Origin of the sequence: Eleftheria terrae, assembly GCF_030419005.1 — a bacterium.
Taxonomy (GTDB): Bacteria; Pseudomonadota; Gammaproteobacteria; order Burkholderiales; family Burkholderiaceae_C; genus Caldimonas; species Caldimonas terrae.
This window is the reverse complement of the sequence record NZ_CP106952.1, coordinates 710,385-726,388: the sequence shown is the minus strand read 5'-3', so window position 1 is coordinate 726,388 and position 16,004 is coordinate 710,385. Positions and strand designations below refer to the sequence as shown.

The 16,004-nt window shown below is 74.3% G+C and carries 2 protein-coding genes; both read right to left on the bottom strand.

Going from position 1 to position 16,004, the window contains the following annotated elements; all coding sequences use genetic code 11:
- Positions 1 to 17: 17 nt before the first annotated feature.
- Complete coding sequence (locus N7L95_RS26850) at positions 18 to 1,226, bottom strand: aspartyl/asparaginyl beta-hydroxylase domain-containing protein (protein ID WP_301260692.1); 1,209 nt, start codon at positions 1,224 to 1,226, stop codon at positions 18 to 20.
- Between the two features lie 5 nt (positions 1,227 to 1,231).
- Positions 1,232 to 16,000 (bottom strand): non-ribosomal peptide synthetase, encoded by a 14,769-nt coding sequence (locus tag N7L95_RS26845; protein WP_301260691.1) that lies wholly within the window; start codon positions 15,998 to 16,000, stop codon positions 1,232 to 1,234.
- Between the last annotated feature and the right edge of the window lie 4 nt (positions 16,001 to 16,004).

Here is a 16,004-nt window from a genome sequence, read left to right as displayed (position 1 = left end):
CCTTCTTTCGCCGTGCCTCAGGTGCCCTGCGCGGCTTCCCGGCCGGGCAGCTGCGGGTCGTGGGCGGGCGCTTGATCGGTGCCCAGGTCGGGCGAGTTGGTCTTGATGAAGAACTCGCGCTCGGTCTCGCTCAGGCCGGGGTGCAGGAAGTCGAACAGCAGCACCACCCGGGGCGTGTCGCTGTCGTTCCAGGCCTCGTGCTGGTAGGAGGTGTCGAAGAACAGGAACTCGCCCTCCTTCCACTGCCGTGTCTCGCGGCCCACGCGCAGGCCGCAGTCGGGCGGGATCTGCAGGCCCAGGTGGGCCGTCACCCAGGTGTTGGACTCGTCGCAGTGCGGCAGGATGCGGCTGTGCGGCTGCAGGATCGAGAAGTGCGCCTCGCGGAAGCAGGGAAAGCCCGGCACCTGGCGCAGCGCGGCCAGCGTGGCGGGGCACTGGCGCTCGGCTTCCTCCACCACCTGGTCGTCACGCACCAGCCAGAACACGTTCCACTGCCCGTCCACCGCGCCGGGGTAGGCATAGGGATCGAGCCGCGGCTGGCGGCACACCCGCAGCGCCTCCTCGCGGATGGCCTCGTAGGCTTGCTCGAAGGCCGCTGCCCAGGCGAATCCGGCCCGCTCGTGCCAGGCCGGCGAGGGCAGGTCGGCCAGCAGCGTGCCGCGGCGCATCTGGAAGGGGTTGGCGCTGAGCACGCCCTGTGCCGCGGCCAGGCTGTCGGCCAGCCGCTGCGTGGCGGCCTCGCCGTCGCGCAGGCGCAGGCGCTGCAGCTCCTGCCGCTTCAAGGCCTCGTGGTGGCCCACCTGGGCGGCCACCATGCGCACCTGCAGCAGGCACAGCAGGCTCGACAGCAAGCCGAGCAGCCCCACCACGATGCCGGGCGTGCGCACCAGCCAGGCCGCCGCACCGGCCGCCGACAGCGCGCCGGTGGCCACCAGCGCCACCGGCGCCAGCTGCAGCAGCGGACGCAGCTGGTACTTCAGCAGGCCGGGCCAGGGCAGCAGGTGCAGGCAGAAGGCGGCTTCGCAGAGGCTGCCCCACACCTTGACCATGAAGGCCGCGACCAGGGCGGCGGCCAGCCAGGCCGGCACGGCCTGCAGCCAGGCGCCGTCGCCCGCCGCCGGACGCGCCAGCACGCCGGCCAGCAACAGGCAGCCGAACACGCCGGCTTGCAGGCCGAGCAGCGCAGAGAAGGTCTTGTACCCGCGGGCACCGTAGAAAGCTTGCATGTTCGTCAGCTCCGTTCTGCCATCGCACCCGCCTGCAGGCCGCTCAGCCACCAGGCGGACAGCACCTCGACATGGGGGGACTTGAGCACCGTCATGTGATTGCCCGGCCCGTGCCAGTAGCTGGCCGCCGGCGCCCAGCGGCGCCAGCCAGCCAGCTCCTCGCGGTGGCGGCGCTGGTTGGCCAGCACGTCCTGGCGGTCGTCCTGCACCAGCACCAGGCGCACCGGCCCGTCATACGGCCCGCGCGGCCGGTAGCGGGTGCGCAGCGCGGCCGCGAAGGTGCGTGCCGGCCCGCGCAGCGCGTCGGCGGTGGACCGCCGGGGCAGCAGGCCCACCCGCACCATGCGGGCGTGCAGCAGGCGCAGGCGCTCTTCGTCCTCCAGCACCTGCAGCTCGGCGCGACCGAGGCCCAGCGGCTTCTCGGCCGCCATCTCCATCACCCGCACCATCTCCAGCAGCGCGCCGGCGCCGTCGTATTCCTGGCCCACCGTGCCCTGGCCCTCCGGCACCTCGCTGTCGACGATGGTCAGCGACGCCACCGGCCGCCCCGCCGCCTGCAGCCGCTGGGCCATCTCGAAGGCCACCCAGCCGCCGAAGGAATGCCCCAGCAGGTGCAGCGGGCCGCTCGGCCGCAGCCGCTCCACCGCGCGCAGGCAGCAGGCCGCCGCGGCCTCGACGGTGGCATGCGGCACCAGCAGGCCGTCCAGGCCGCGCGGCTGCAGACCGTGCACCGGCCAGGCGTCGCCCAGCGCGCCAGCCAGGAAGGCGAAACCGGCCACGTTGTCACCCGCCCCCGGGATGCAGAACAGCGGCGCATGGCCGCGACGGCCGGTGTGCACCGTCAGGGCCGGCGAATAGGCCGCCTCGGGCAGGGCCTGCGGCGGCCGCCCGCCGGCCGGCAGGGCCGCTGCCAGGGCCCGGCCCAGGGCCGCCAGGTGCGGCGGCTGCATCATCGTGAAATGGCTGCCCGGCACGGCGACGAGGTGCAGCTGCGCCTCGCGCAGCACCCGGGTCCAGCCGAGGGCCGGCGCCTCGGCCAGCGCGGGCGGCAGGTCGCTGCGATCCTCGGCGGCGAACAGGTGCACCTGCAGCGGCAGCGGCTCGACGCTGTAGCCGGCCAGCGCCTGCTGGTGCGCCGCCAGGCGCTCCAGGTGGTGCCGCGCCTCGGCGGCACCGCGGCCGGCCAGGTAGGGCGGCAGCACGCCCAGTTCCTCGCAGTGGTGCAGCAGCTGCTCGAACGGCAGCGGCTCGGCCTGCGCCTGCAGGCGCTCCAGGGCCTGCAGGCGCGCCGGGTCGCGGGCGCCCGGCTCCTCGCGGCAACGCTCCAGCAGCTCTTGCTGCAGTGAGGCGGCAGCGAACGGGCGGCGGCGCACTTCGGCGGCCTCCAGCGCGGGGCAGTGGCTGTCGATCAACCCGAGGAACTCGACGGCCTGGTCGTCGCCGATCAGCTGGGCCGCCATCTCGTAGGCCAGCACGCCGCCGAAGGACCAGCCGGCGATGCGGTAGGGGCCGCTCGGCTGCACCTCGCGCATCAGCCGCACCAGGCGGGCGGCCATGCCCTCGAGGGTGTGCAGCGGCGCCTCGCCGGGCGCCACGGCCGGCAGCGCATGGATGGGGATGGCCGCATCCACATGCTCGGCCAGCGCCGACGCATAGAGCGCCAGGCCGTGCACCTCGTGCACCAGGAACAGCGGCCGCTCGGTGCCGCCGGCACGCACCGCCACGCTGCGCGCGGTGGCCGCCGGCTGCCGGCCCGCGTTGGCCAGGTGGCCCGCCAGCGCGGCCAGGCTGGGATGTTGGAAGACGTCGTTCACGGTGAGATGGAACCCGTTGTGTTGCAGCAGGCTGATGAGCCTGAGGCTCAGCAGGGAATGCCCGCCGAGGTCGAAGAAGTTGTCATGCCGGCCGATGCGTGGCTGCTGCAGCAGCCCGGCCCACAGGCCCGCCAGCGCCTGCTCCAGCTCGCCCTGCGGCGCCTCGTAGGCCTGCCTCACATAGGCCTCGCCCTCCGGCGCCGGCAGCGCACGCCGGTCCAGCTTGCCGTTGGGCGTCTGCGGCAGCACCGCCAGCGCCACATACGCCGCCGGCACCATGTACGCCGGCAGCGCCGCCGCCACATGCTCCCGCAGCACCTGCGCCGCCACCGCCTGCGACCCCGCCGCCGTGTGGTACGCCACCAGCCGCCGCTCCCCGGGACTGTCCTCGCGCGCCACCACCACCGCCTGCTTCACGCCCGGGTGCTGCGCCAGCCGCGCCTCGATCTCCCCCAGCTCGATGCGGTAGCCCCGCAGCTTCACCTGGTGGTCGTTGCGCCCCAGGAACTCCAGCACCCCGTCCGCACGCCAGCGCACCAGGTCCCCGGTGCGGTACAGCCTCGCCCCGGCCACGCCGCCGAAGCGGTCCGCCACGAAGCGCTCCTGCGTCAGCTCTTCCCGGCCCCAGTAGCCCTGCGCCACGCCGTCGCCGCCGATGTACAGCTCGCCGCTGGCACCCCGCGGCACCGGCTCGCCCTGCCCGTCCAGCACATACACCTGCGTGTTCGCCAGCGGCCGCCCGATGGCCTCGTGCACCCCGCCCTCGCCGCCAGCCTGCACCCGCTGCGCGGTCGACCAGATCGTCGTCTCCGTCGGCCCGTACACGTTCCACAGCTGCCCCACCCGCGCCAGCAGCCGCTGCGCCAGGGCCCGCTCCAGCGCCTCGCCGCCGCACAGCGCCTTCAACCCCGCCGACCCGCTCCAGCCGCTGTCCAGCAGCAGCCGCCAGGTCGCCGGCGTCGCCTGCATCAGCGTCACCCCGGCCTGCTCCACCACCTCGGCCAGCGCCTGCGCGTCGCCCGCCTGCGCGCTGTCCAGCACCACGCAGCGCCCCCCGCTCACCAGCGGCAGGTACAGCTCCAGCGCCGCGATGTCGAAGGCCAGCGTCGTCAGCGCCAGCACCCGGTCCTGCTGCTGCACCTGCAGCGCCTCGCGCATCGACCACAGCAGGTTCACCACCCCGCGGTGGCGCACCATCACGCCCTTGGGCCGCCCGGTGGAGCCGGAGGTGTAGATCACGTAGGCCAGCGCCTCGGGCTCCAGCGGCCCGGCCACCAGCACCGGCGCTTCGGCCCAGCGCCCGGCATCCCCCTGCAGGTCCAGCACCGTCGCGTCCTGCGGCAGCACCGCCTGCACCTGCCGCCTCAGCCCCTCGGCCACCGTGGCCTGCGTCAGCAGCACCCGCGGCCGGCTGTCCTCGCACATCCACTGCAGCCGCTCGGCCGGGTAGGCCGGGTCCAGCGGCACATAGGCCGCCCCGGCCTTCAGCACCGCCAGCAGCCCCACCACCATCTCCACGCCCCGCTCCACGCAGATCGCCACCCGCTCGCCCGCCTGCACGCCCAGCCGCCGCAGCTGCGTGGCCAGCCGGCCCGACTGCTCGTCCAGCGCCGCGTAGCTCAGCGATCGGCTGCCGTGCACCAGCGCCACCGACTGCGGCGTGCGCCGCGCCTGCGCCTCGATGAGGCCGTGCAGGCTCTGCTGCCTCGGATAGGCCGCCTGCGTCTGGTTCCACTCCTGCAGCAGCTGTCGCCGCTCGGCGGCCGGCAGCAGCGGCAGCCGGTCCACCGTGCAGGCCTCGTCGGCCACCATGGCCTGCAGCAGGCAGGCCAGGCGTTCGGCCAGCGCCTGGATGCTGGCGGCGTCGAACAAGGCGGTGGCGTACTCGATCACGCCGTGGATGCCGCCGTCGGCCGTCTCGGCCAGGTCCAGCGTCAGGTCGAAGGCCGTGCTGGCGCTGGCGTTGCCGAGCAGCTGCACCGCCAGGCCGGGCAGTGCCGGGCTGTCGATGCCGCCGCTGCCCTGCTCGGCGGCCTGCCAGTTGAAGGACACCTGGAAGACCGGGCTGTGCGCCAGGCTGCGCGGCGGCCGCAGGGCCTCCACCACCTGGTCGAAGGGCAGGTCCTGGTGCTGCTGCGCCTGCAGCGTGCGGGCCTGGGCCTGCTGCAGCAGCGCGCCGACCGTGGGTGCACCGGACAGGTCCAGCCGCAGCGCCAGGGTGTTGACGAAAAAGCCGATCAGCGGCTCCAGCTCGGCCCGGCCACGGTTGGCCACCGGGGTGCCGATGACCACCTCCGACTGCCCTGACCAACGGCTCAGCAGCACCGCATAGGCAGCCAGCATGGTGCTGAACAGCGTGGCGCCCTGGCGCCGGGCCAGTTGCCGCAGCGCCTGCGTGAGCGGTGCGTCGAGGGCCAGCGGCAGCTGGGCGCCACGGTGGTCCTGCAGCGCGGGGCGCGGCCGGTCGGTGGGCAGCTCCAGCAAGGCCGGGGCACCTTGCAGCGCCTGCCGCCAGTAAGCCAGCTGCTCCTGCTGCACCGCTCCACCCAGCCAGCGCCGCTGCCATTGCGCGTAGTCGGCGTACTGGATCGGCAGGGCCGCCAGCGGGTCCCCCTCGCCGCGCGCATACGCCCCGTACAGCGCCGACAGCTCGTGCAGCAGCACCCCCATCGACCAGCCGTCGGTGACGATGTGGTGCAGCGTCAACATCAGCACATGCACCTGCCCGCCCAGCTTCACCAGCCGGCCCCGCACCAGCGGCCCGCGCTCCAGCTCGAAGTCCTGCTGCGCTTCTTCCTGCGCCAGCGCTTGCACCGCGTGGGGGGCCTCGCTCAGGTCGTGCTCGCGCAGCGGCCAGCCCCGGTCCTCGGCCTCCACCACCTGCACCGGCTGCCCGTCCGCCCCCGCCACGAAGCGCGTGCGCAGTGCCGCATGCCGCGCCACGATGCGGTCCAGCGCCCGCCGCAGCGCCCCGCGATCCAGCTCGCCTTCCAGCCTCAAGGCCAGCGGCAGGTGGTAGGCCCGGCTCGCCCCTTCCATCTGCGCCAGGAACCACAGCCGCTGCTGCGCAAACGACAGCGCCACCGGCCCGCCTGCTTGCGCCGCCCCGGCCTCGATCGGCGGCAGCTCGCTGCGCACCGCGCCCTGCACCGCCTGCGCCAGCGCCGCCGGCGTGGCTCGGCGAAACAGCTCGTCCAGCCCCAGCTCCACCGACAGCGCCAGCCGCACCCGCGACAGCAGCCGCACCGCCAGCAGCGAATGCCCGCCCAGCTCGAAGAAGTGGTCGTGCCGCCCCACCCGCTCCAGCTTCAGCAGCTCGGCCCACAGGCCCGCCAGCGTCGCCTCCACCTCGCCGACCGGCGCCTCGTAGCGGCGCGACACATAGGCCGCGCCCTCGGGCTGCGGCAGCGCACGGCGGTCGAGCTTGCCGTTGGGCGTCAGCGGCAGCTCCGGCAGCACCACATAGGCCGCCGGCACCATGTACTCGGGCAGCTGGGCGGCCAGGTGCTGCTTCAGCGCTTCGGCGCTGGCCTCGCTGCTCAAGGTCACATAGGCCACCAGCCGCTTGTCGCCCGGCTGGTCCTCCCGCGCCAGCACCACCGCCTCGCGCACCGCGCCGTGCTGCAGCAGCCGCGCCTCGATCTCCCCCAGCTCGATGCGGAAGCCCCTCAGCTTCACCTGGTGGTCGTTGCGCCCCAGGAACTCCAGCGTCCCGTCCGCCAGCCACCGGCCCAGGTCGCCCGTCTTGTACATCCGCGCTTGCGGATCGTCGACGAACGGGTCCTTCACGAAGCGCTCGGCCGTCAGCTCCGGCCGGTTCAGGTAGCCCCGCGCCAGCTGCGCGCCGCCAATGTGGATCTCGCCCGCTACGCCCACTGGCACCGGCCGGCCTTGCCCATCCAGCAGGTAGATGCGCGTGTTGGCGATCGGCCGGCCGATCGGCACGCTGTGCTGCAGCGGGCCTCCGCACCGGTGCATCGTCGCGCACACCGTGGTCTCGCTCGGCCCGTAGGCATTGATCACCCGCCGGCCCTCGCCCCAGCGCTGCACCAGCGCGGGCGACGCCGCCTCGCCCGCCAGCACCAGCGTGCTCACCGGTGCCAGCGTCGCCGTGGCCGGCAGCCCTGCCAGCACCGCCGGCGGCAGCGTCACATGGCTGATGCCGCCCTGCTGCAGCGCCTGCAGCAGCGCCTCGCCCGCCAGCACCGTGCCCGGCGGCGCAAAGTGCAGGCTGGCCCCTTGGCTCAGGCTCGTGACCAGCTCCCAGGCAAAGGCATCGAAGCTGAAGGAGGCGAACTGCAGCACCCGGCTGTCCGCCCCGATGTCCAGGCCGGCGATGTGCGCCAGGTTGCAGGTGCCGCGGTGCTCGATGGCCACCCCCTTGGGCAGCCCGGTCGAGCCGGAGGTGTAGACCACATAGGCCAGGTGATGCGGCTGCAGGCCCACCGTTTCGCGCGGCAGGTTGTCGGCGGGCTCGCCCTGCCATTGGCCTCGGTCGGCGTCGAGAGCCAGCAGCGTGGCGCCGGGCGCCCCCTGCTTGAGCACCCGGGCCACCGTGTCCGGCAGGCCGCACTGCCACAGCAGCACCACCGGCGCGCTGTCCTGCAGCATGTGCTGCAGCCGTTGCGGCGGGTAGCTCGCGTCCAGCGGCACATAGGCGCCACCGGCCTTCAGCACCGCCAGCACCGCCACCGCCATCTGCGGCCCGCGCGGCAGGCAGAGGCCCACCCGCGCATCCGGCAGCACGCCCAGCTGCCGCAGCCGCCGCGCCAGCCGGTTGGCCTCCGCATTCATCTCTGCATAGCTCAGCACCTGGTCGCCCTGCACCAGCGCCGGTGCATCCGGCGTGCGTGCCACGCGAGATTCGATCAGCTCGTGCAGGCAGCGGTCGTGCGGCACCGGCACCGCCGTGCGGTTCCAGTCGACCAGCAGCGCCTGCCGCTCAGCCGCGGGCAGCACATCGAGCTGCGACAGCGGCGTGGCCGGCGCCTGCTCCAGCGCGGCCACCAGGCTGCCGAGTGCGGCCTGCATCTGCTCGCACAGGCGCTGCGGCTCATGCGGCAGGCGGACCTGCACCGTCAGCTCGAAGCCCAGCGTGCCGAAGTCGTCCACCGACAGCGTGAGCGGATAGTGGGTGCGCTCCTCGCCGCCGAGGAAACCCACACCCGCCCAGGCCTGCTCGGCCGCTGCCTCGCCAGCCGCCGGCTCGACGGCGCCATGGCGGTAGTTGAGCAGCGTCGTGAACAGCGGTGCCGGCGCCGCGATGCCGCTGCAGCGCTGCGCCAGGGCCAGCGGCGCATGCTCGTGACGCAGCAGCTGCGTCAGCAACGCATGGGTGCGGCGGGCGGCGTCGGCTGCGCCCGCCTCGCCCAGCGACAGGCGCAGCGGCAGGGTGTTGATGAACATGCCCAGGCCCTGGCCTGACCCTGCCGCGCCCTGCAGCCGGCCGAACAGCACGGTGCCAAAGACCACGTCGTCGCGGCCCGACAGGCGGCCCAGCACCAGCGCCCAGGCCAGGTGGCACAGGCTCGCGGCACTGCAGCCCAGCTGCCGGGCCGCGGCCCGCAGGCGCAGCGCCAGCCCGCCGTCCAGCGGCAACCGGCCCTGGGCCAGCGTATCGGCTGCGCCCGGCAGCTCGCCCAGGTCGAAGGGCGCGGTGGGCTCCGACACGCCCTGCAGCATCTGCCGGAAGAAGGCCTCGTGCTCCTCGGTCGGGACGCCCTGGCGGGCCTGCACGACAAAATCGCGGAACGGCACCGGCGCCGGCAGCTCGGCCGTACAGCCGAGCAGGTGGGCCTGGATCTCCTGCTGCACCACCTCCAGCGTGGTGTGGTCGCCCAGCAGGTGGTGCTCCAGCATCAGCAGCAGCCAGCGGTCGTGCGCCGGGTCGGCCGCCACCACCAGCTCCATCATCGGGGCGCGCCGCAGGTCGATGCGGTGGCGGCGCGGATCGAAGCGCGCCTGCAGCTGGGCCAGCACGTCCCCGCCGGCGGCGTCCAGCGCCACCTCGGCCACCCGCAGCGGCGCCCGCCGCCACACCACCTGCACCGGCTCGGGCAGCCCGTCCCACAGCACGGCGGTCCGCAGGATGTCGTGGCGGTCCACCACCCATTGCAGGGCGGTGAGGAAACGGTCGAGCCGCTCGCGCCGGTCGAAGCTGAAGGCCACCGGCGTCAGGTAGACATCGCCTTCGCCATCCATCAGGTGGTGGAAGAGGATGCCTTCCTGCAGCGGCGCCAGGGGGTAGATGTCCTGCACATTGGCGGCGCCGCCGGGCACCGCCGCCACCACGCGGGCGATCTCGGCTGGCGACAGGGCCACCAGGTCGAGCATCTCCGGGACGATCTCGCTGCAGTGCGCAGGAATGCGCGCGGCCGCCACCGGCGCAGGCGCCTGCCCGCGGGCCACCACCGCGGCCAGGCCGGCCACGGTGGGCGCGGTGAACAGGGTGCGCACGTCGGTCTGCAGGCCGACGCGGCGCAGCCGCTCCACCAGGCTGATGGCCAGCAGCGAATGGCCGCCCAGGCGGAAGAAGTCGTCATGCCGGCCGACCCGCTCGACCTTGAGCACCTCGGCCCACAGCCGGGCGAGCGTGTCTTCCAGCGGGCTGGCCGGGGCCTCGTGCTCCCCACTGGCGTAGGCATCGGCCCCGGGCTCGGGCAGGGCCTTGCGGTCGAGCTTGCCGCTCGGGCCGAGCGGCAGCGCCGGCAGCGCCACGAAGGCCGCCGGCACCATGTACTCGGGCAGGCTTGCCGCCAGGTGGGCCTGCAGCTCCGCGGCCGCGGGCGCCACGGACGAGGCGGCGGTGTAGTACGCCACCAGCCCCATGTCGCCGCGGCGGTCCGGCCGCGCCAGCACCACCGCCTCGCCCACGCCGGGGTGCTGCAGCAGCCGGGCCTCGACCTCGCCGGGCTCGATGCGGAAGCCGCGGATCTTGACCTGCTCGTCGTTGCGGCCGAGGAACTCCAGCAGGCCGTCGGCCCGCCAGCGGCCCAGGTCGCCGGTGCGGTACATGCGGGCGCCGGCGTCCGCGCTGTAGGGGTCCTGCACGAAGCGCTCGGCGGTGAGCGCGGCGCGCCCCAGGTAGCCGCGCGCCACCTGGGCCCCGCCCACATGGATCTCGCCCGCCACGCCCACCGGCACCGGCCGGCCGCGGCCGTCGAGCAGGTAGAGCCGGTTGTTGGCGAGCGGCCGGCCGATGGCCAGCGGCGCAGGGCCGCCCGGCTCGGGCTCGTGGGCGCAGACGATCATCGTCGTCTCGGTCGGGCCGTAGGCGTTCAGCAGTCGCGGCCGGTGGCCGGCGCGCTCCAGCCAGCGCTGCAGGGCCCGCGGCTCGACCGCCTCGCCGGCGATGATGACCAGCCGCACGCAGGGCGGCAGCGCCTGCGCCGGGTCCTCGCTCATCTGCTGCCAGAAGCGGGTCGGCAGGTCGAGCACCGTCACCCGGTGCGCCTCGCACAGCTGCCAGAACTGCGGCGCGTCGGCCAGCCAGGCGTCGGTGCGCAGCAGCAGGGTGGCGCCGGACAGCAGGGCACCGAAGATCTCCTCGGCCGAGGCGTCGAAGCTCAGCGAGGCGAACTGCAGCAGCCGGTCGTGCGGCCCCAGCCCGCAGCGCGCGGCCAGCGCGGTGATGTAGTTGCAGACGTTGCGGTGCTCCACCATCACGCCCTTGGGCGCACCGGTGGAGCCGGAGGTGTACATCACATAGGCCAGGTCGGACGGCCGGGCGCGCACGGCGCAGCGGGCCGCGTCAGCCGCCGGCCAGCCGCCTGCCTGCAGGTCGACCACCACCGCGCCCGCCTGGCCGCGGGCCAGCGCGTCGCGCAGCTGGCGGTCCATGGCCGGCGGCAGCGTGGCGGCCAGCAGCATCGCGGCCGGCCGGGCGTCTTCCAGCATGTAGGCCAGGCGCTGCGGCGGATAGGCCGGGTCCAGCGGCACGTAGGCCGCGCCGGCCTTCAGGGTGGCCAGCACCGCCACCACCATCTCGACATTGCGTTCGGCGCACACCGCCACCAGGGCCCGCGGGCCCACACCGAGCCGGCCCAGGTGGGCGGCCAGCGCATCGGCCCGGGCGTCCAGCTCGCGGTAGCTCAGCTGCCGCCCCTCGTGCACCAGCGCGACCGCCTCCGGCGTGCGGGCCGCCTGGGCCTCGAACAGCTCGTGCACGCACTGCGGCGGCCACGGCATGGCGGCGTCCGCATTCCAGCCGTGCAGCAGCCGGTGGCGTTCGTCGGCCGGCAGCACGTCCAGCTCGGCTGCCGGGGTCGCGGGCGCCTGGGCAAGGGTGTCGACCAGGCGGCCCACCGCCGCCTGCAGCAGCGCGCAGACCCGCTCGGGATCGCAGCCGACCGGCAACTGGGCGGTCAGGCCAAAGCCCTCGCCCAGGTCGTCCACGTCCACGGTGAAGGGATAGTTGCTGCGTTCCTCGCCGCCGAGGAATTCGATGCCGCCCGACGCCTGGCGCTCAGCCTCCACCCCGGCCTCCACCACGCTGTGCCGGTAGTTCAGCAAGGCGCTGAACAGCGGCGCCGGGGCCGCCACGCCGCTGCAGCGCTGGGCCAGCGCCAGCGGCGCATGCTCGTGCCGCATCAGCTCGGCCAGCAGGCGCTGGGTGGTGCGCACGGTGGCGTCAACAGCCGCCTCGCCCAGGCGGATGCGGATGGGCAGGGTGTTGATGAACAGGCCCAGCATGCGGTCGGCCTCCCCGCTGGCGCTGAGGCGGCCGAGCAGCAGGGTGCCGAACACCACGTCGTCGCGGCCCGACAGGCGGGCCAGCACCAGCGCATAGGCCACATGGAACAGCGCCGCCGGGCTGGCGCCCAGCGCCCGGGCCTGCTCGCGCAGCCGGGCTGCCAGCGTGGCGTCCAGCAGCTGGCGGGCCTGCACGATGCCCAGGCCGTCGCCCAGCACGTCGGTGAGCCCGTAGGGTGCGGTCGGGCTGTCGACGTCGCCCAGCATCTCGCGGAAGAAGCGCTCGTGCTCGGCCTCGCTCATGCCCAGCCGGGCCTGGGCGACGAAGTTGCGGAAGGGCAGCGGCGCGGGCAGCCGGTCGGCCTCGCCCTGCAGGCAGGCCTGGATCTCGCGCTGCATCACGTCCAGCGTGCCGTGGTCGCCCAGCAGGTGGTGCTCGATCAGCAGCAGCAGCCAGCGCCCGTGGGCCGGGTCGTGCGCCACCAGCACCTTCATCAGCGGCGCACGGCGGATGTCCAGGCGCATGCGCCGGGGGTCGAAGCGCTGCAGCAGCTGGGTGGCTGCATCGGCGCCGGCCGGGTCGATCTCGACCTCCTCCACCTCCAGCGGTGCATCGCGCCAGACCACCTGCACCGGCTCGGGCAGGCGCTCCCACCACACCGCCGTGCGCAGGATGTCGTGCCGCGCGATGACCTGCCGCAGGGCCTGCAGGTAGCGGTCGAGCTGGGCCCGGCTGTCGAAGGCGTACTGGGCGTTGAGCAGGTAGGGGTCGCCCCGCTCCGACATCAGGTAGTGGAACAGGATGCCCTGCTGCAGCGGGGCCAGCGGGTAGATGTCCTGCACATTGGCGGCACCGCCCGGCACGCTGGACACCACCGCCTCGATGGCGGCCGGCGTCAGCTGCACCAGCGCCAGCATGTCCGGGGTGATGTCCTGGGCGCCCGCCGGGATGCGGTTGGGCGGCACCACCACCGGCCGCCCTTGCTCGCCAAGCGCGGCGGCCAGGGCCGCCAGCGTGGGGCTGGCGAACAGCAGGCGCACGTCGGCGTGCAGGCCCTCGCGCCGCATGCGCTCGACCAGGCTCACCGCCAGCAGCGAATGGCCGCCCAGCTCGAAGAAGTTGTCATGCCGGCCCACCCGCTCCAGCTGCAGCAGCTCGCACCAGAGGCGGGCCAGGCGGGTTTCCACCTCGCCCACCGGCGGGTCGTCGGCGCGCACGCCCCAGGCCTGCGGCTCGGGCACCGGCAGCGCCTGGCGGTCCACCTTGCCGCCGGCCGACAGCGGCAGCGCCGGCAGCGCGACGTAGGCGGCCGGCACCATGTAGTCCGGCAGCGTGTCTTGCAGGGCGGCACGCAGCTGCTGCGGCGCCACCGCTTCGCCAGCGGCGGTGTAGTAGGCCACCAGCCGCGGTTCGCCGCCGCCATCGCGCCGGGCCAGCACCACCGCCTCCCGCACCGCGGGGTGGCGGGCCAGCTGGGCTTCGATCTCCTGCAGCTCGACCCGGAAGCCGCGGATCTTCACTTGGAAGTCGTTGCGCCCGACGAACTCCAGGCTGCCGTCGGCCCGGTGGCGGGCCAGGTCGCCGGTCTTGTACATGCGGGCGCCGGCTTCGCCCGCATGCGGGTCGGGCAGGAAACGCTCACGGGTGAGCTCCGGCTGGTGCAGGTAGCCACGCGCCAGCTGTGCGCCGCCGATGTGGATCTCGCCTACCGTGCCGGGGGGCACCGGCTCACCATGCGCATCCAGCAGGTAGATCCGGGTGTGGGGCAGCGGGCGGCCGATGCAGGCCCAGTCCGACGCATCGGCGGCCGGCTCATGCATCGTCGCATTGACGGTGGCCTCGGTCGGGCCGTAGGCAATGCACAGGCGGGGCCGCGGTTCGGCGCGGCCCATCCAGGCCGCCAGCGCCTGCCGGCTCACTGCCTCGCCGCCCACCACCAGCTGGCGCAGGCAGGCCGGCGGGGCCGCCTGCTCGTCCTGCAGCAGCCGGCTCCAGAAGGCCACCGGCAGGTCGGCCAGGGTGATGCGGTGGCGGGTGCAGGCCGCCCAGAACTCGGCCGCGCCGCCGAGCCAGGCCTCGGTGCGCAGCACCAGCGTGGCGCCGGACACCAGGCTGGCGAACAGCTCCTCGACGCAGACGTCGAAGGCCGGCGACGAGAACTGCAGCACCCGGTCGCCTGCGCCCACGCCATGGCGGTCGCAGAAGCCCGCCACCAGGCGGCACACCGCCTGGTGCTCGACCATCACGCCCTTGGGCACGCCGGTGGTGCCGGAGGTATAGATGACATAGGCCAGCCGCCCGGGCGCGGCGCCCGATTCGCTGCGCGCCAGGTTGCCGGCCGGCAGGGCCTGCCAGCGGTGGGCCTCGGCCGGCACGTCGATCACCCGCGGGTCGAGCGAGGTGTCGGCCAGCGCGGCGCCCACCCGCTCGACCGCCTGGCCATCGGTCAGCACCGCGCGTGGTGCGCAGTCCTGCAGCACCGTGGCCAGGCGCTGGCGCGGCGCGGCCGGGTCCAGCGGCACATAGGCGGCACCGGCCTTCAGAATGGCCAGGCAGGCCACCACCATCTCGGGGCTGCGCTCCAGGCACAGCGCCACGCACGCGTCGGCACCGACTCCCAGCGCCACCAGGTGGCGCGCCAGGCGGTTGGCCCGGGCGTTCAGCTCGGCATAGGAGAGCGAGCGGCCGTCCTGCTCCACCGCCACTGCATCAGGCGCCTGCACTGCGCGTGCCTCCACCCACTCATGCAGGCAGGCGTGCGCGGGCTCCGGCGCGGGCGGCGGGTTCCAGTCGTGCAACAGGCGCTGTCGCTCGCCGGCCTCCAGCAGCGGCAGGCGGTGCACCGGCCGGCCGTCGTCCTCGGCCATGCCTTGCAGCAGGCGGCGCAGGTAGCCGGCATGGCGTTGCACGGTGGCGGCATCGAACAAGGCGGTGGCGTATTCCAGGCTGCCTTCCAGCCGCGGCCCGGCCTCGGCCAGCGTCAGCGTGAGGTCGAACTGGGCCGTCTGCTGCGGCGATGCCAAGGGCTGCACCTGCAGCCCGGGCAAGGTGATGCCGGATGCCGCGGCCGCGCCACCGGCCTGCCAGCTGAACAGGGTCTGGAACAGCGGCGAGTGCGACAGGCTGCGCGGCGGCCGCACCGCCTCCACCACTTGCTCGAACGGCAGCTGCTGGTGCTGCTGCGCCTCCAGCGCGCGGGCCTTGACGCGTTGCAGCAGCTCGGCGGTGGCCGGCGCGCCGGACAGGTCCAGCCGCAGCGCGAGGGTGTTGACGAAGAGGCCGACCAGGCCCTCCACCTCGGCCCGCTGGCGGTTGGCCACCGGGGTGCCGACCACCACGTCGTCCTGCCCCGACAGGCGCGCCAGCAGCACCGCCCAGCCGGCCAGCAGCACCATGAACAGCGTGACGCCGTGGCGCTGGGCCAGGGCCTTCAAGGCCGCGGTGTCCTGCTCGTCGAGCACGAAGTCGAGGCTGGCGCCCTCGAAGCGCTGCTCGGCCGGGCGCGGCCGGTCGGTCGGCAGCTCCAGCAGGGCCGGTGCGCCTTGCAGCCGCTCGCGCCAGTAGGCGGCCTGGGCCTGCAGGGTGTCGCCTGCCAGCCAGCGGCGCTGCCACAGGGCATGGTCGGCGTACTGCAGCGGCAGCGGCGGCAGCGGGTCGGGCCGGCCCTGGCGGAAGGCTTCGTACAGCGTCCACAGCTCCTGCACGAAGACGCCCAGCGACCAGCCGTCAGCCACGATGTGGTGCAGCGTCACGAGCAGCACCTGCTCGCTGTCGGCCAGCACCACCAGGCGGCCACGCACCAGCGGACCGGCCGCGAGGTCGAAGGCCGCAGCGGCCTCCTCGGCGCGCAGGCGGTCGAGTTCCGCTTCGGGCTGCGGGTGGTCGCGCAGGTCGTGCTCGTGCAGTGCAAAGCCGCCGCCGGGCGGGTCGATGCGCTGCACCGGCTGCTCGCCGTCCAGCTCGAAGCGGGTGCGCAGGCTTTCGTGGCGGTCCACCAGCCGGCCGAGCGCGGCGCTCAGCGCCTCCCTCTCCAGCCGGCCGCGCAGCCGCAGTGCCACCGCCAGGTGGTAGGCCTGGCTGCCGCCCTCCATCTGCGCCAGGAACCACAGGCGCTGCTGCGCAAACGACAGCGGCACCCGCTCCCCGCGCGGCCCGGCCACCAGCGGCGGCGGCACGGCGGCGGCGCGCCGCGGCTTGACCGCCTCGGCCAGCTTCAGCAGGCGTTCACGGTCGGCGGCGGACAACTGTTTGAGCGTGGGTGACTTCATGGCT

Coding starts and splice junctions, on each gene's coding strand:
- N7L95_RS26850 (WP_301260692.1), bottom strand. CDS start 1,226: ATGCAAGCTTTCTACGGTGCCCGCGGGTACAAGACCTTCTCTGCGCTG.
- N7L95_RS26845 (WP_301260691.1), bottom strand. CDS start 16,000: ATGAAGTCACCCACGCTCAAACAGTTGTCCGCCGCCGACCGTGAACGC.